This is a genomic window from Streptomyces sp. 840.1 (assembly GCF_003751445.1).
Taxonomy (GTDB): Bacteria; Actinomycetota; Actinomycetes; order Streptomycetales; family Streptomycetaceae; genus Streptomyces.
On sequence record NZ_RJUU01000001.1, the window covers coordinates 2438529 to 2455167 of the forward strand.

At 69.6% G+C, this 16639-nt stretch carries 12 protein-coding genes and 1 CRISPR repeat array; of the genes, 7 read left to right on the forward strand and 5 right to left on the reverse strand.

Going from position 1 to position 16639, the window contains the following annotated elements; all coding sequences use genetic code 11:
• Positions 1 to 375 precede the first annotated feature (375 nt).
• The 7 genes from casA (at position 376) to cas2e (ending at position 9785) form a co-directional block, all read left to right on the forward strand.
• Complete coding sequence (gene casA / locus EDD93_RS11155; RefSeq protein WP_185092274.1) at positions 376 to 4992, forward strand: type I-E CRISPR-associated protein Cse1/CasA; 4617 nt, start codon at positions 376 to 378, stop codon at positions 4990 to 4992.
• Positions 4989 to 5645 carry a type I-E CRISPR-associated protein Cse2/CasB gene (gene casB / locus EDD93_RS11160; protein ID WP_260255689.1) on the forward strand — a complete coding sequence of 219 codons (657 nt, stop codon included), beginning with the start codon at positions 4989 to 4991 and terminating at the stop codon, positions 5643 to 5645. Before casA ends, casB begins: the two co-directional genes overlap by 4 nt.
• An 84-nt stretch (positions 5646 to 5729) precedes the next feature.
• Positions 5730 to 6950, forward strand: a complete 1221-nt coding sequence (cas7e, locus tag EDD93_RS11165) for a type I-E CRISPR-associated protein Cas7/Cse4/CasC (RefSeq protein WP_123525005.1) — start codon at positions 5730 to 5732, stop codon at positions 6948 to 6950.
• The gene (cas5e, locus tag EDD93_RS11170; RefSeq protein ID WP_123525006.1) at positions 6951 to 7703 is read left to right on the forward strand and encodes a type I-E CRISPR-associated protein Cas5/CasD; all 753 of its coding nucleotides are present in this window, start codon (positions 6951 to 6953) and stop codon (positions 7701 to 7703) included.
• A 1-nt stretch (position 7704) separates the two neighbouring features.
• A complete protein-coding gene (gene cas6e / locus EDD93_RS11175) occupies positions 7705 to 8457 on the forward strand; it encodes a type I-E CRISPR-associated protein Cas6/Cse3/CasE (RefSeq protein ID WP_123525007.1) in 753 nt (250 codons plus the stop codon).
• Positions 8458 to 8466: 9 nt separating this feature from the next.
• Positions 8467 to 9438 carry a type I-E CRISPR-associated endonuclease Cas1e gene (gene cas1e / locus EDD93_RS11180; protein ID WP_260255690.1) on the forward strand — a complete coding sequence of 324 codons (972 nt, stop codon included), beginning with the start codon at positions 8467 to 8469 and terminating at the stop codon, positions 9436 to 9438.
• Positions 9435 to 9785, forward strand: coding sequence for a type I-E CRISPR-associated endoribonuclease Cas2e (gene cas2e, locus EDD93_RS11185; protein ID WP_123525009.1), 351 nt, complete (start codon positions 9435 to 9437; stop codon positions 9783 to 9785). Before cas1e ends, cas2e begins: the two co-directional genes overlap by 4 nt.
• A 191-nt stretch (positions 9786 to 9976) precedes the next feature.
• Positions 9977 to 10493: a CRISPR direct-repeat array (repeat unit 29 nt; unit sequence CTGCTCCCCGCGCGTGCGGGGATGAACCC).
• A gap of 795 nt (positions 10494 to 11288) precedes the next feature.
• On the opposite strand, the gene EDD93_RS11200 is transcribed toward cas2e, so the two are convergent.
• The 5 genes from EDD93_RS11200 to EDD93_RS11220 form a co-directional block, all read right to left on the reverse strand.
• Positions 11289 to 12476 carry a helix-turn-helix domain-containing protein gene (locus tag EDD93_RS11200; RefSeq protein WP_185092275.1) on the reverse strand — a complete coding sequence of 396 codons (1188 nt, stop codon included), beginning with the start codon at positions 12474 to 12476 and terminating at the stop codon, positions 11289 to 11291.
• Between the two features lie 105 nt (positions 12477 to 12581).
• Entirely contained in the window at positions 12582 to 13223 is a 642-nt protein-coding gene (locus tag EDD93_RS11205; RefSeq protein ID WP_123525012.1) for an HAD family hydrolase, read from the reverse strand.
• A 716-nt stretch (positions 13224 to 13939) separates the two neighbouring features.
• The gene (locus tag EDD93_RS11210) at positions 13940 to 15388 is read right to left on the reverse strand and encodes a flotillin family protein (RefSeq protein WP_123525013.1); all 1449 of its coding nucleotides are present in this window, start codon (positions 15386 to 15388) and stop codon (positions 13940 to 13942) included.
• 76 nt (positions 15389 to 15464) lie between these two features.
• A complete protein-coding gene (locus tag EDD93_RS11215) occupies positions 15465 to 15974 on the reverse strand; it encodes a hypothetical protein (RefSeq protein ID WP_123525014.1) in 510 nt (169 codons plus the stop codon).
• Positions 15975 to 16080: 106 nt separating this feature from the next.
• On the reverse strand, positions 16081 to 16566 hold the full coding sequence (locus EDD93_RS11220; protein WP_123525015.1) for a peroxiredoxin: 486 nt from the start codon (positions 16564 to 16566) through the stop codon (positions 16081 to 16083).
• Positions 16567 to 16639 lie beyond the last annotated feature (73 nt).

Sequence of the window (16639 nt, forward strand, 5' to 3'; positions counted from 1 at the left end):
GCTGCTCCCCGCGAGTGCGGGGATGAGCCCGACGCGCGCAGTGCCCGCTGGTGGCCGCTCGACTGCTCCCCGCGCATGCGGGGATGAACCCGAGAAGTATGGCCCCGGATCGGTAGTCCTTGGTCGCTCCCCGCACCTGCTGGGATGCCCCACGACGTCGAGTGGGGAGAGTCAGGTCGGCGCCTGCTCCCCGCACCTGCGGGGGCAAGCCCGAAATGGCCCCCGGCCCCGGTCCTGCCTCCGCGAACAAGCCGCTCCCCTGAGCTGCTGACGCGCACAAGGACAACTAGCGGCTCTATACCTTAAACCCCCTGCGAATGAGGTGAGTTCACGAGATAAAGAAGATTAGATGACACTGTTGTGTTCAATGTCCCCATGTCCCACGTAAACCGGATACGCCCCCTCCCCAGCTCGGCGTTGACCGCGCCCGCTCGTACCGTGTGGGCCAAGCACGACCGTCCCACTGAAGGCTGGTTGCCTCTCTGGCAGCACATGTCCGACAGCGCTGCCATCGCCGGTCTTCTCTGGGACGAGTGGGTTCCCCGCCTCATCCGGCAGCAGATCGTTGAGGCGGTCCCGCACCCGGACGACGCCCGTCGCCTCGTCGTCTGGCTCGCGGCCACGCACGACATCGGGAAGGCGACGCCCGCCTTCGCATGCCAGGTCGACGGGCTCGCCGACGGGATGCGCGGGGCCGGGCTGGACATGCCGCACCAGAAGCAGTGGGGGGACGACCGGCGCATGGCGCCGCACGGGCTGGCCGGGCAGTTCCTGATGCAGGAATGGCTGGTGGAGCGGCACGGGTGGACGGTGCGCGCGGCCGGGCAATTCGCGGTGGTGGCCGGTGGGCACCACGGAGTGCCACCCGGGTACGCGCAGATCCACGACCTCGACAGGCACCCCGAGCTGCTGCGCACTCCGGGACCGAGCGAGGCGCTCTGGCGCAGTGTCCAGGACGAGTTGCTCGATGCCTGCGCGGAGGCTTACGGCGTACGCGAACGACTCGACGCCTGGCGCTCGGTGAAGCTGCCGCAGACCGTGCAGGTGCTGCTGACGGCCCTCGTCATCGTCTCCGACTGGATCGCGAGCAACCCCGACCTCTTTCCGTACTTTCCCGAGGACGTGCCCCGTACCCCGGACGAGCGGATTGCCACCGCCTGGCGCGGACTTGACCTGCCCGGTCCGTGGGAGCCCGCTGAGCCGGAAGGGACACCGGCCGAGTTGTACGCATCGCGGTTCGACCTGCCGTCCGGGTCCGCGATCCGGCCGGTGCAGGAGGCCGCCGTACGGCTCGCGCGTGCTCTTCCCGAGCCGGGGCTGATGGTGATCGAGGCACCCATGGGGGAGGGCAAGACCGAGGCCGCCCTCGCCGCGGTGGAGATATTCGCGGCCCGCAGCGGGGCCGGCGGATGCTTCGTCGCCCTGCCGACCCGGGCGACGGGCAATGCCATGTTCCCGCGCCTCCTGAAGTGGCTGGACCACCTGCCGGGCGCCGAGCGCCACTCGGTCTTCCTCGCGCACGCCAAAGCCGCGCTGAACGATGAGTACGTGGGGCTGATGCGCGCCGGTGGAGGAGGTGGCGTCCGGGCCGTGGATGTGGACGGGCCGGACGGTGCCCGGCGGGCATCGAGGGACGCCAGGCCGGGTGCGGCCGAGCTGATAGCCCACCAGTGGCTGCGAGGCCGCAAGAAGGGAATGCTCTCGTCGTTCGCGGTCGGGACGATCGACCAACTCCTGTTCGCCGGGCTCAAGAGCCGCCATCTGGCCCTGCGCCATCTCGCACTGGCGGGCAAGGTCGTCGTGATTGACGAAGCCCACGCTTCCGATGCCTACATGAACGTCTATCTGGAGCGGGTGCTGTCCTGGCTGGGCAGTTACAGGGTGCCGGTCGTCGTGCTGTCCGCGACTCTGCCCGCCGCCACGCGTCGGGCTCTGATCCGGGCATACACGGGTGACACCTCTCCGGAGGGAACCCCCGACAACGCCAGCGCCGCGCAGGGATATCCGCTGCTGACAGCCGTCGCGCCGGGCAGCGCGCCACTGACCGAGTGCCCGCCGGCCGCTGCAGACCGGAGCACGGACGTCGTACTCGAACCGCTCGACGACGACGTGTCCGTGCTCGGCGACACCTTGGCCGACGCGCTGTCCGGCGGCGGCTGCGCCCTCGTCGTACGGAACACCGTCGACCGGGTGCTGGAGACGGCAGAGCGGCTGCGCTCCCGATTCGGCGGCACGGCGGACGTCACGGTCGCACACTCCCGCTTCATGGATCTGGACCGAGCCGCACTGGACGCGAGGCTCCTGAGGCTCTTCGGTCCGAACGGTGACCGTCCGCGCGGGCCGAGACCGCACATCGTCGTGGCGAGCCAGGTCGCGGAGCAGTCCCTTGACGTCGACTTCGACCTCCTGGTCACCGACCTCTGCCCCGTGGACCTCATGCTCCAGCGGATGGGGCGCCTGCACCGGCACCAGCGGGGACCCGGCCAGAACCAACGGCCGCCGTCCCTGCGCCGGGCCCGGTGCCTGGTCACGGGTGTCCACTGGAACGGCACACCGCCCGAACCGGTACGGGGCTCGGAGCGGGTGTACGGACGGCACACCCTGCTGCGGTCCCTCGCCGTGCTCCGCCCGTACCTGCACGCGCCGGGCAGCACGCTGAGCCTTCCGGGGGACATCCTCCAGCTCGTCCAGACGGCTTACGGAGAGCAGCCGGTCGGCCCGGCGAGCTGGGCGGAGGCGATGGCCGCCGCCGATCTGGAGCACCGGACCCGCCGTGCGGAGCAGCAGACCGAGGCGGAGGTCTACCGGCTGGACCGGGTCCGTAAGCCGGGCCGTCCGGTGATCGGCTGGATCGACGCGGGTGTGGGCGACGCCGACGATTCCCGGGCCGGCCGCGCGCAGGTCAGGGACAGCGAGGAGAGCCTTGAGGTGCTCGTCGTCCAGCGGCAGCCGGACGGTTCGCTGACCACGGTTCCCTGGCTCGACCGGGGGCGCGGGGGGCTGGCGCTGCCTACCGACGCGATTCCGCCGGAGAGAGCGGCAAGAGCCCTCGCCGCGAGCTCTATGCGGTTGCCGTTCCACTTCTCGAAGCCCTGGGTCCTGGACCGGGCGATCGACGAGCTGGAGGAACTGCTGATCCCGGCCTGGCAGGCGAAGGAGTGCCGGTGGCTGGCCGGGGAGCTGATTCTTGAGCTCGACGAGCACTGTCAGACCCAACTGGCAGGCTATGAAATCGAGTACAGCCACTCGGATGGACTCAGGGTGGGGCGCCCCGGCGCCCTCGACGTAAGGCTGGTGGAGCACGTGCCGTCGTTCGATCTGGTGTCACGCCCGTGGCTGCCGGTCCAGCGGGTCGACGGCACGACTGCCGAGCTGTCCTTGCTGGACGTGTTCGCCCAGGCAAGCAGTGTGCTGAGGCTGGTCGGTGACGTGCCGACGCAGGAATTCGCCCTGTTCAGACTCCTGTTGGCGATCCTGCACGATGCCGTGGACGGGCCGGACGACGTCGAGGACTGGGCGGAGCTCTGGGAGAGCGAGGACGCCTTCGAGGCCGTACCTGCCTACCTGGAACGGCATCGTGCACGCTTCGACCTGCTCCATCCGCAACAGCCCTTCTTCCAGGTCGCCGGGTTGCACACGGAGAAGGACGAAGTCTTCTCCCTGAACCGCATCGTGGCGGACGTCCCCAACGGCGACCCCTTCTTCAGCATGCGCATGCCCGAGGCGGAGCGCCTCGGTTTCGCCGAGGCCGCCAGATGGCTGGTCCACACCCACGCCTTCGACACATCGGGCATCAAGTCCGGAATGGCGGGCGACGAACGGGTCAAGGGCGGAAAGGTCTACCCGCAGGGAGTCGGCTGGGCGGGCAATCTGGGCGGGGTGATGGCGGAGGGGTCGAACCTGCGTGAATCGCTGCTCCTCAACCTCGTCGCCGCGGACCACGCCACCTTGAGATTCCGGGACGACGACACTCCGGCCTGGCGCCGTGAACCCTGCGGACCGGGCGCTGAGTCGCGCCTGAACCTGGCCTCCCGGCCCTCCGGTCCCCGGGATCTCTACACCTGGCAGACGCGAAGGGTGCGTCTGCACCACGACGAGACCGGTGTGTACGGCGTCGTGCTCGGCTACGGGGACCCCATCGTGCCGAGGAACAAGCAGCTGCTGGAGCCCATGACGGGGTGGCGGCGCAGCGAGGCGCAGGAGAAGAAGCACGGACTGGCGCAGGTCTACATGCCCCGCGAGCACGACCCCGCACGCGGTGCCTGGCGCGGGCTGGCCGGCCTTCTCCAGAACGTGCCGGGGAAGGGCGGCGCGCAGAGCGGAGAGCCGGCGGCCTTTCTCCGGCCGGGTGTTCTCACGTGGATGGCGCAACTGGTCGGCGAGCGAGCCCTGCCGCGAGGTTTTCTCTTCCGGGCACGCATCGTCGGTGCGCAGTACGGCACCCAGCAGTCGGTGGTCGACGAGTTGGTCGACGACGGGGTCACCATGCCCGTCATCCTTCTGCACGCCCAGGACCAGCGGTACGGGAACGCGGCCATCGACGCCGTGGGGGACGCGGACCTCGCGGTGAGAGCACTGGGCGACCTCGCGGCCGACCTCGCCCGAGCGGCCGGTTCCGACCACGACGCGCACCGGGATGCCGCACGGGACCGGGGGTACGGCGAGCTGGACGGCCCCTACAGGCTCTGGCTGAGGCGGCTCGGGGAGAGCGACGACCCGGCGCGCGAGCGTGAGGCATGGCAGAGGCGGGTGGACCGGATCATCAGGGATCTGGGCGACGATCTGCTGGATTCCGTGACCACCGCCGCGTGGGAGGGCCGAGTGCTGGACCTGGGCAAGGGCCCGCAGTGGTTCGACGACACGAACGCCGACAAATGGTTCCGGATCCGGTTGGCCAAGGCACTGCCCAAGGCTCTTCCGATCCCGGCGCCGCGGCGTGCCACATCGCAAGTGCCGCTTGAAGTAAAGGATTTGGTGGAGGAGACGTCGTGAGCGCAGACCAGCGAGGGAGCAGCGCGTCGACCGACGCCCCTGCCCCCGCACGGACAGAACCCCTGTCCGCCGCAGCCCTCATCAACGAGACGGTGCACTCTCATGTCTCGCGCCTGCAGCGGGGATACCGAGAGGATCACCCGCAGTCCGTCGCCACCGTGGCGCGCATCAGGCGGGGTGCCGGGAAACCGGCCGGCGAGATCCCTGACCTCTGGGGCCTCATCGGGGCCGAAGCGCTGTACGTACGAGGGTGGCGCGAGGAGGACGCGGAGCGCGCCGAGAGCGCGGTTCACATGGCCGTCACCCTGTGGGCGCTGCATCAACAAGGCCACCACACAGCGGACATGCACATCAAGGACGGTCCCGGCCTCGGCAAGGCCGTCCGGCGGCTGATGCCGGACGCGGCGATCGACGAGCCGATCCGTAAGCGGTTCGTACGCGCCGGCACAGCGACGTCCATCGACGCCCTGGCCACACGGCTGCGCGAACTCGTCGTGCTGATGCGCCGCGACGACATCGCCATGGACTACGGGAAGCTCGCCTCCCAGCTGTACGTCTGGCAGCGGCCGGGAGGCCGGGCCGAGGTGCATCGCGCCTGGGGTCGGAGCTTCCACTCGCACGGTCCGGTCAAGCCCGAGGAAGACGCTCCGTAACGCGCTCGGGAAACCCCGCATCATCGCCCCTGCCTGCCGGGTGCTCCACCACCGGATCACCCGCACGACCGACAAGGACCCTTCGTGAGCCGCACCATTCTTGACGTGCACATCCTCCAGACCGTTCCGCCCAGCAACCTCAACCGGGATGACACCGGGGCGCCGAAATCCGCGGTGTACGGGGGAGTCAGGCGTTCCCGTGTCTCCAGCCAGGCATGGAAGCGGGCCACCCGGACGGCGTTCAGGGACCTCCTCGACCCCGGCGAACTGGGTGTGCGCACCCGGAAGGTGGCCGACGCGCTGGCCGAGCGGATCATCGCCCAGGACGTGACACTGAGCGACCAGAGGGAGAAGGTGCTCGCCTTCGCCGCGGAGACAATCGTCGTGGCGACCGGCACCAAGGTCGAAGCACCCAAGCGCAAGTCGAATGCGGCGAAGGAAGCGGCCAAGGGCGGGGAGGAAGGCCCGGAGCCAGCCCCGGAGTCGTCTTACCTGCTGTTCTTGAGTGCCCGTCAGATCGACGCCCTCGCGGGCCTCGCGGTCGAAGGGCTGCGGTCGGGAGAGCAGGTCAAGGAGTTCTTCAAGAACAAGGAGAGGAAGGCCAGGGCCAGGGCTCTCGCCAACAGCAGCCACTCCGTCGACATCGCGCTCTTCGGGCGCATGGTCGCGGACACCACCGATATCAACGTGGACGCGGCCGCCCAGGTCGCCCACGCGATCGGGGTGCATGCGGTGGAGACCGAGTCCGACTACTTCACCGCTGTGGACGACAGAAATGCCTCCGACGAGTCCGGGGCCGGAATGATCGGCACCGTCGACTTCAACTCCAGCACGCTGTACCGCTACGCCGCGGTTGATGTGGACCGGCTGTACGACAACCTCGGCGCGGGTCCGAGCGACAGCGGCCCCGCGACCGATCCGGTACGGAGGGCCGTCGAGGCGTTCCTGGAGGGCTTCATCACCTCCCTCCCCACCGGCAAGATCAACACCTTCGGCAACCACACTCTCCCCGATGCCGTCGTGGTGAAGCTGCGGACGTCCCGCCCGATCAGCTTCGCCGGGGCCTTCGAGGCGCCCGTGGTCGCGAAGGGCACGGGCGGCCACGTCGAGGAGGCATGTACGGCGCTCGCCTCGTACGTGCCCGGTGTCGAGGCGGCGTACGGAGCCGAGAAGGACACGAGCACGTGGGTCGTGCGGGTCGGATCAGCCACGGACGCGCTGGCGGGCCTGGGTACCGAGGTCACCCTGGCCCAGCTCGTCGAGTCGGTGGGTGCGGCTGTCGGCGACCGGCTGGGCGGCGTCTGAATGAGCGTCCTGACCCTCCGGCTCGCCGGTCCGCTCCAGGCCTGGGGCTCTTCGGCCCGCTTCTCGCGCCGCACCACGGATTCGGCGCCCACGAAGAGCGGAGTGGTCGGCCTCCTGGCCGCGGCGCTCGGACGCCCCAGGGACGGTGACCTCTCCGACCTGGCCGCGTTGCGCTTCGGCGTACGCATCGACCAGCCGGGCACCCGTATCCGGGACTTCCAGACCGCGCACCACGACGACACAGGCAAGTCAATGCCGGTGTCCGAACGCTTCTACCTTGCCGACGCGGTGTTCGTCGCCGGCCTGGAGGGTGACGAGGACCTGCTGATACGCCTGCTCGCAGCCGTACGAAGCCCCGTCTTCCTCCCCTTCCTCGGCAGGAGATCATGCCCGCCGAGCCGCAACATCGATCTCGGTCTGCATCCCGGAGCCGAGCTCGCCGCGACGCTGGCCGCCCACGCATGGGAGGCATCCGACTGGTACTGCCGACGACGGCGCCAGGACGAGTCCGTCGACCTCACCATGCTCCTGGAAACCGGGCCCGATGCCGACGGTACGGAGGGGCCGGGCGACGCGGTACGGGATCAGCCGATCAGCTTCGATCCGCGTCACCGGCGGTACGGGCTGCGCGGGGTGGTCGCGCGAACGGTGACGGTCCCCAACCCGCGTGCCGACCGGAGGAACGGGCGGGCGGCCCTCGCCTCGCACGAACCGGTCGGCCACCTCACTCTGCTGGACAGGGACGGTGCCTGACATGTACCTCACGCGCTTCCGTTTCAACGCGGCGAGGACGGGCGCCCGGCGACTGCTGACATCACCGCAGATGCTGCACGCGGCGGTGATGTCCTCCTTCTCCGACGCACCCCCCACACCCGACGGGGGACCCCGGGTGCTCTGGCGGATCGACTACAACTCGGCGGCCGAGGTGCTGCTGTACGTGACCAGCCCGGCCAGGCCGGATCTGACGCATCTGGTGGAGCAGGCGGGCTGGCCGACGGCGGAGCCCCAGGGCTGGTCGACGTACGACTACGCCACCTTCCTGACGGGACTGTCCGCCGACAGCGTCTGGGAGTTCCGGCTCACCGCCAACCCGGTGCACAGCATCCGCCGCAAGGAGGACGAGCCGACGAAACGCACCGCGCACCGGACGCCCCGCTACCAGATCGAGTGGCTGCTCAAGCAGCAGGACCGTGGCGGCTTCGCCATCGTGGAGAAGGCGCCGGAGGCCCGTCGCCTTGAGCGGGGGGACGAGTACGAGCTGGCGGTGGGCGGGGCCCGGGGCCTGTCCTTCAGCAAGAAGAGTTCGTCGACGGGTAGGGACGGTTCCTCATCCGGTAAGGACGGTTCCAAGACGGCGGGCAGGGATGCCGTACGGATCGCCGCCGTGACCTACCAGGGTCGGCTACGGGTGACCGACCCGGAGGTCTTCCGCCTGAGGCTGGCGTCCGGACTGGGTAAGGCGAAGGCTTACGGCTGCGGGCTGATGACCCTCGCTCCGGTGGTGTGAGGGCGGACCGTGACCTCTCCATCGCTGGGCGCTCGCAAGCTCTCCTCGCCGCGTGAACTGAGCCGGGTGGGGGACCGGCTGTCCTTCGTCTATCTGGAACGGTGCGTCGTGCACCGCGACGCGCACGCCATCACCGCCGAAGACGCGGAGGGCACGAGGCACATTCCGTCCGCGACCATCGGAACACTCCTCCTCGGCCCCGGAACCCGCATCACCCATCAGGCCATGAGCGTCCTCGGCGAATGCGGAGCGGGCGTGGTCTGGGTCGGTGAACACGGAGTCCGTTTCTACGCGGGCGGGCGTGCCCTCACCCGCTCCTCCGCCCTGGTGCAGGCTCAAGCCACGGCCTGGGCGAACCAGCGCCGGCGCCTGGCGGTCGCCCGCGACATGTACCGGCTGCGCTTCCCGGACGAGGACCCGGCCCGCCTGACCCGTCACGAACTGCTCGGGCACGAGGGCACGCGCGTCAAAGCCTGCTACCGCAAGGAGGCCGCCCGCACCGGTGTCCCCTGGCACGGCCGCCACTACACCCCGGGCGACTTCGCATCCGGCGACGCGCCCAACCAGGCGATCACCGCGGCGGCACAGTGCATGTACGGCATCGCCCACGCAGTCGTGGCCGCTCTCGGATGCGCCCCAGGCCTCGGGTTCGTCCACTCCGGCCACGAGCTGTCCTTCGTGCTGGACATAGCCGACCTCTACAAGACAGAAATCGGCATCCCGGTCGCGTTCGACGCCGCGGCCGAGGGCCCTGAAGACATCGGCCCCCGAACCCGACGCGCCTTGCGGGACGCCGCGAACCGTACGGGCCTGATGGACCGCGTGGTCAACGACATCAAGCAACTCCTCGGAGCCGGGACCGGTTCTGGAACCGACGCCGACACAGCCGACGAGGACGCGCGAGATCAGGTGATGCTCCAGTCGGACGGTGGAACGGAGCTGAGTGCGGGGCGTAATTACGATGAGGGCATCATCTGGTGACGGTCATCGTCCTTACCAACTGCCCGGTGGCCCTGCGTGGTTTCCTCACGCGCTGGCTCCTGGAGATTTCCCCGGGCGTCTTCATCGGCGGCCCCTCTACACGCGTGCGGCAGGCATTGTGGGCGGAGGTCAGAAAGTACTCGGGCCAAGGACGGGCCCTCCTTGCGTACAGCGACAACAGCGAGCAGGGATACGCGTTCGAGACCCACGACCACAAGTGGCACCCGGTGGACCACGAGGGCCTCACGTTGATCCTCCGCCCGAAGGACAGGCCTCCGCCCGCTCTGTCACCACCCACCAAGGGCTGGAGCAAGGCCGCGAAGCGGCGGCGGTTCGGGGGGCGTTGAGGGCGGCGAGACTCCTGTTTCGCGGGGGTTGCTCGCCCCAGGTTCCATCGCGGACACCCCCTGCTGCCTGCGCACGTCAATGACCGAAGCGGTGGCGTGCCTCGGAGGATGACGAAAGAGGCGAAATGCCCGAGTTGCTGAAGCTGCTTGAGTCCAGCCAGCCCGCCGGATAAAACCGCAGGTCACGGAGTCTGCTCCCCGCGCGTGCGGGGATGAACCCGTGCGGGAGAGGGCCGCACAGGGCGCCCACTTCTGCTCCCCGCGCGTGCGGGGATGAACCCGGCTTCCTTGAAGGCTTTGGTGTTCCGCACCACTGCTCCCCGCGCGTGCGGGGATGAACCCAGGGTGGCGAGCATCCGGCGGACGTCGTCGGGCTGCTCCCCGCGCGTGCGGGGATGAACCCACTCGGGTGCCGGGGATCATCCCGCAGAACCCCTGCTCCCCGCGCGTGCGGGGATGAACCCTGGCCGAGCTGCTCTTCGAACCCGCCGCTGTACTGCTCCCCGTGCGTGCGGGGATGGATCCTCAAGATCCAGATCCAGACCCGCCGCACCAGCCTGCTCCCCGCGCGTGCGGGGATGAACCCAGATTGTCCCCGCCGTCACCGGTCAGGTGGCACTGCTCCCCGCGCGTGCGGGGATGAACCCGCGAAGGTCAGCGACGCCGACCTCCTGGACGCCTGCTCCCCGCGCGTGCGGGGATGACCCCTAGGGCCCCTAGGGGTCCCGCCGCGCATATATGTAAGGAGCCCGCGGCTGCGGTCACCGTGTACAGCCGCTGGCCATACCTCAGGAAGCCCGTACCCGGTCGGGCCACGGCGTGGCAGGGCGTACTCAGCCTCGCCGTAACGCCCGTCGAAGTGGCGACTCATAACCAGGTGCCAACCGCGGAGCCCTGCAGTCGGGGTCGTCGGCGGGGTGCGCCCAGGCATCAGGTCGCGCTCCGCTCATGGAATCGGAGTGGTCGAGTCGGACCGCGTCACCGATGATCAGCTGGTCGCAGCGTCCGCAGATCATTTCCGGGCCTGCTCTGCCTCGCGAACCACGCAGACGGCTACGTCCGAGCAGGCTCGCGGGAACCACGAGTAGGCAGCCCCATCGCTCGGCCGTGCACGCTGCTCGCCCAGGTCGACGTCCGCGCCGACTGTGAGCGGGTACCGGCACCAGACGCACCGCCATCCGCGCTGTTGCTGCATGGTGAGCTCGTTGACGGGCGGGAGTTCTCGCGTGGTCACGCCAGCCGCCTCCCCTGGTGAGCCGAGCAAGTGGTGACCGACCACGCTCTGGTGCCGTCATCCAGGGTGATCTCGCCGACGGGAGCGAGCGTGCCGTTCACGGGGCCACAGAACCAGCAGGCGAAGCTCGGTCGCTCGCCCGTTCCGACCGCTTCGGTCAGTGTGAGTGACGCGCTCATAGCCTGTCCCATCTGCCGCTTCCGTTGACGAGGCAGATCATGAGCCGTGGCGATGGGCACAAGTACCCCAGCCAGGGGTACCGGATGCACTCAGCCCGCGTGACACCACTCGGCGAAGTTCGTCAGCGATTCCGCATCAGCGCGTCGCAGTCGGCGCAGTGTCGCCGCGTCTTCCCGAACCCACGGGTGCTCGCGGGTGTGCTGCGGGGCGATTCGACGGGCGAGCTTGAGGGACTCGAAGCTGTCGTCCATGAGGCCGCCCCACAACTGGGCGCGGGCGAGCTCGATATAGAAGCCGCTGCGCCGTTCGGCCGGCAGATCAGCGGGCGGCTTCCACTCACGGGCCACATCGAAGGCGCGCTGAACGTGGTCGTTGCCAAGGCTGACCGCCACACCGACCTCGTGGATGCGGACACTGTCCGGGCCGAACGCGGTCCCCTGGTAGATGCCTTCGGGCACCTGGTCGGCCAAGGCTCTCGCTTCATCGAGGTGGTCGTCAGCCGCGTCGGTGTACCCCGCCCGGCCTGCGATCACAGCAGCGCGCATGTGCAGTGCGCCGCGGGCGGCGGCAGCCTCGTTGGTGTCTGGGGCCGGGCATGCGTCCACGGCCCGTTCCAGGGATCGGAGTCCTGGCTCGTGGGCGCGGGCGGCGAAGAAGACTTCGGTACGGACATAGCTGACGGTGGCGGACAGCAGCGGGTCGTCAGCGCCAGGGGCTGCCCAGCGCATCAATTCGATGAGCCGGGCAGAGAGGTCTCGCGCCCCGTATTTGTAGGCGACGGAATCCGCGCACCGGTAGGCCGTGACGAGCAGCGACGCCAACTCGGGACTGCCGGTCCCCGACGCGGTCCGAGCGGCTCGGGCGAGTTCGGCCAGAAGGGCGGGAGCCGCGCGGGCGATCTGAAGGTACTGGGCGGACAGGCGCCACGCCGTGACCTGGTCGACCGCAGCCCGCAGCTGGGGCATCGGTCGGACGGGGCCGCCGTCGGGGATGTCATAGGTGGCGATGGCTGCCGAGAGTTCGGGGAGGGCGTCGCGGATGCGGGTGGATACGCGCTCCCGGTCTGCGACGAGCCGGGACGGGTCCACGCCGAGAGCTTCCGCGATGGCATCGAGGGTGTCGTCGGTGAGGCTGCGCTCCCCGCGCTCGATCTTGCGGATGGTGCCGAGGGCGACGTGGGCTCGGTCGGCGAGTTGCTTCTGGGTCATTTTCGGGCGGGCGACGCTGCGGCAGTACGCAATGCGCCGGCCCACCAAACCCGGCTGGGTCGATGGCATCCGGGCTCCGTTCCAGGCGTGCACTTCGAACCGTACCGGCTGCTATGTGCTGTTGGGGCGCGAACGGCTCCACCTCCGACACGTGCTCGGGAGTGGCTGGTTCGGTCAGGGGGAGACCACGTCCAGCAGATCGGTCAGTGAGTTGATGGACCAGTCCGCTGCGGCCCGAACCTCGGGGTCGTCGGCCCACCAGTACCCCCATGGGCCGCGACGGATGTGGGCTGTCAGCAGCCCGGCCGTGCGGGCGGGGAACACGTCGTTGGCGGGGTGGTCGCCGACGTACAGCGTTGACTGAGGACCCGCTCCGGACACCGCGAGGACCCGGGCAAAGAACTCCGGGGCCGGCTTCGCGACACCCCACTCCGCGGACATCACCACCAAGTCGGCGGGCAGATCGAAGGCGCGTAGCAACTGGCCCGCCTTCGCCGTCTGGTTGCCGGCCACAATCACGCGGATGCCCCGTCCTTGAAGCGCCGCCAGGGTGGGGCGGACATCGGCGTAGAGGTCGCGCTCGTCAAGGGATTCGCCACAGCCGGCTGCCTCGCGGGCGGCATACTCGGCGGCGATGTCGATGCCGGGGCGCAGAAGTCGCAAGGCGTCTGCGTTGTCCCGACCTTGGACGACCGCGGCTCCCACGAGGGCGCTGAGCGTGTGCGGAGGTGCGTCGAGCCAGTCGGCCCAGGCGCTCCAGTACCGGTCGTCGCGGATCAGGGTTTCGCCGACATCGAGGACGATGGTCTCAATCACGTTTCGACCCTACGCGGGGGTGTCGTGAGACCACGGCCGTATTCTGAGGGCATGCCCACCCCTCTACCCTCTACGCCAGGCTTCTCGCCGTGCGTTCGCAGGCCGTGGTGAACGTTGACATCCGCGCGTTCCGGCAGCGGCCATCGGGGCGGCTGTCGGCCGATGGGTGCCGGGGCCGGAGGGAAGTTGCTCCCCGCGCATGCGGGAATGAACCCGTCCTCGGCGACGGAGTGGGGCCCACGTCCCACTGCTCCCCGCGCGTGCGGGGATGAACCCCCGGCCCGGACTCTGCGGCGGATCGAGACGAACCGCTCCCCGCGCACGCGGGGATGAGCCCATGTAGAGCTGGGTCTGGCGGACAGCGGAAGGATGCTCCCCGCGGTTGCGGGGGTGAACCCGAGGCCGGGCAGCGGCAGTGCGCCATCGAGCGCTGCTCCTCGCGCATGCGGGGATGAGCCCATCATGATCAGCGGGACCCAGGGCGTCGGCAGCTGCTCCCCGCGCGTGCGGGGATGTGCCCGAAGCGCCAACCTGCTCACGTGAGTAGGTTGGCGCTTCCCGCGTACGCACACAGTGCCGTTCTGCGCCGTGGCCCCGTACGAGCCGAGCCCCCGACCGCCCCCCCAAGACGCCCCCCCCAGACGCGCACGTGCCCGGACGGTGGGGGAACCGGCCGGGCACACGCGGGTGTTGCTATCGGGTATCGGCGGTCGGGGTCAGTCCGTGACCTCGATCTTGCCGTTCTGGGCGGTGGAGGCCGAGGGGGTGGCCGGCTGGGCCGGGACCTCCGGCTTCGGGTTTGCGCCCTTGAGGTTCTGCAGGAGGGCGGCGAGGTCGACGCCCGTGGTGGAGCTGAGGAGTTCCATGCCCTGGGCGACGTTGTCCGTGACGGTGCGCGAGAGCTGGCTCGCGCCGTCCGTCGAGATCACGGTCAGCTTGTCGATGGCGCTCAGCGGCTCGGAGGCCTTGGCGACGACGTGCGGGAGGACCTCGACGAGCATCTGGAGTACGGCGGCGTCGCCGTACTGGGCGAAGGCGTTCGCCTTCTTCTGCATGGCTTCGGCCTCGGCCGCACCGCGGGCCGCGATGGCGGCGGCCTCGGACTCGCCCTCGATGCGTATGGCGTCGGCGAGGGCCGAGCGGTGGAGCTTCTCGCCCTCACCGGTCAGGCGGGAGCGTTCGGCGTCCGCCTCGGCCTCCTTGACCTGGGCGATGCGGCGGGCCTCCGCCTCCTGCTCGGCCTGGTAGCGGGCGGCGTCGGCGGGCTTGCGGACCTTGGTGTCGAGCTCGCGGTCGGTCAGGGCGGCCTGGCGCTGGGCTACCTTCTCCTGCTCCTGGAGGATCTCCTGGCGGCGGGCGGCCTCGGCGAGGGGGCCGGCGGCGTTGGCCTTCGCGGCGGCGGCCTCCGTCTCGACCTTGATCTCGGCCTGCTTGAGGTAGTACGTCCGCTCGGCGATGGCGATCTCCTCGGCGGCCTTCAGCCGGGCCTGCTCCGAGGCGCGGCGGGCGATCGCCTCGGCGATGTCCGCCTCCTGCTTGGCGCGGGCGGCCTCGGGGCGGCCGAGGTCCTCCAGGTAGGAGCCCTCCGTGGTGATGTCCTGGATCTGGAAGGCGTCCAGGATCAGGCCCTGACCGGACAGGCTGGCCTCGGCCTCCTCCGCCACCTGGCCGGCGAACGCGGCCCGGTCGCGAATGATGTCCTCGACCGACATCCGGCCGACGATGGCGCGCAGAGCGCCGGAGAGCACTTCCTGGGTGAAGCCGACGATGCCGTTCTGCTGCTGGAGGAAGCGCTGGGCGGCGGCCCGGATGGCGTCCTCGCTGCCGCCGACCTTGACGATCGCGACGCCTTCCAGGTTGGACTTCACACCGCGCAGCGTGACGGCCCCGCGCACGGCGACGGGGATGTGCCGGCTGGAGAGGTCCAGGGTGAACTTCTGCTGCACGAACGGGACGACGAAGACGCCGCCGCCGACGACGACCTTCTGGCCGCTGTTGTCGATGCTGGCCCGCCCGGTCACCGGGTCGACGGACTTCTTGCCGCGGCGGCCGGTGATGATGAAGGCCTCGCTGGGCCCGGCGACCTTGTAGCGGGTGATGACCACGAGGGCCAGCAGGACGAGGAGTACGACGACTCCGACGATGGCGAGCAGTACTGGACTCATAAGGGTGTCCCCCTCTGCCTCCCGACGGGGACGGCAGTTCTGTTGCGAGCGGTGGTGGGCCGGTCGGCTTGCCGGCTCAGCGTTCGACGGGACGGACCGAGACCGAGGTGGTCGAGAGCGTTGCCTCGACCCAGATCTCGGTGCCGCGTTCGACCGGCACCGGGCTCTTCGCCGACAGCTTGATGACGTGACCCCCCAGCCGCAGCAGTACCTCGCCGTAGCCGTCGGCCGGAATGGCCGTGACTACGGACCCGGCGGAGCCGACGAGATCCTCGTCCCGCGGTGTGGCGTTGGTCTGGTCCGCCATCAGGGCCTGGCTCAACTTCCAGGTGAGCCAGGCGGCGACCAGACCGGCCAGAACCCCGGCCCCCGCGGCGACGAACGTGCCGACGCCGGTCGTACCGAGCACGATCGCGCCGCAGAAACCGAGCATCGAGACGAAGCCGGCGATCACCGGAAGGGAGAGCAGCCCGTCGAAGAGGCCGTCCAGCACGCCCCCGAAGAGGCCTTCGAGGATTCCGTCGAAGATCAGGGACAGTGCCAGCAGCACGACTCCCGCAATTCCGAGACCGAGAAACAAGGTCACGTGATCACCCCTCCCCGTCTGCGGAATCCCCCGAACATTTCCGTCGAACTGGCTGGATGGTCCCATACATACCGGTCCGGCGACACTGCCGGGTTCCGGCAGTTTTCTAGGGGGTCTGGATGCCGGAGAGGTGGCCGGCCAGGGTGTCCAGTGACTGGAAAGTGGCCCCGAGGAGCGCTACGTGCTTCCAGCGCAGTACCCCCTCGGCGTCGATCAGGAACACCGCCCGCCGCACACCGATGCCGGGCGCGGCCACCCCGAAGGTCCGGGCGAGTTCGCGGCCGGTGTCCGCCAGCAGCGGCATCCGCAGGTTGTGGGCGCGGGCGAAGGACTCGTGGCTGTCCACATCCTGTGGACTGATTCCCCAGACCTCCGCGTCGAGCCCCTCGAAGGTCTCCATGCCGGAGGAGTACGAGCAGAGTTGCTTGGTGCACACGGCCGTGTTGTCGCCGGGGTAGAAGGCGAGGACCACGGCCCGGCCGCGGGCGGCGGAGAGTGTGTAGTCGCGGCGTTCGAACGTGTCACCGTCGAGTGCGCCTCCCGGGAGTGTGAAGTCCGGGACGTTGTGGCCGAGTTGTGGTGACGAGCCCATGATGTGTGTCCTTTGTTCCGTGCCGCTGTTCCGTGCCGCTGTTTCGGACTGCTGTCCCGCGCCGCTGTTGCGT

What these genes read in the sequence shown, in the direction of transcription:
- casA (WP_185092274.1), top strand. Translation starts at nt 376, where the DNA reads ATGTCCCACGTAAACCGGATACGCCCCCTCCCCAGCTCGGCGTTGACC.
- cas5e (WP_123525006.1), top strand. Translation starts at nt 6,951, where the DNA reads ATGAGCGTCCTGACCCTCCGGCTCGCCGGTCCGCTCCAGGCCTGGGGC.
- cas6e (WP_123525007.1), top strand. Translation starts at nt 7,705, where the DNA reads ATGTACCTCACGCGCTTCCGTTTCAACGCGGCGAGGACGGGCGCCCGG.
- EDD93_RS11200 (WP_185092275.1), bottom strand. Translation starts at nt 12,476, where the DNA reads ATGCCATCGACCCAGCCGGGTTTGGTGGGCCGGCGCATTGCGTACTGC.
- EDD93_RS11210 (WP_123525013.1), bottom strand. Translation starts at nt 15,388, where the DNA reads ATGAGTCCAGTACTGCTCGCCATCGTCGGAGTCGTCGTACTCCTCGTC.
- EDD93_RS11220 (WP_123525015.1), bottom strand. Translation starts at nt 16,566, where the DNA reads ATGGGCTCGTCACCACAACTCGGCCACAACGTCCCGGACTTCACACTC.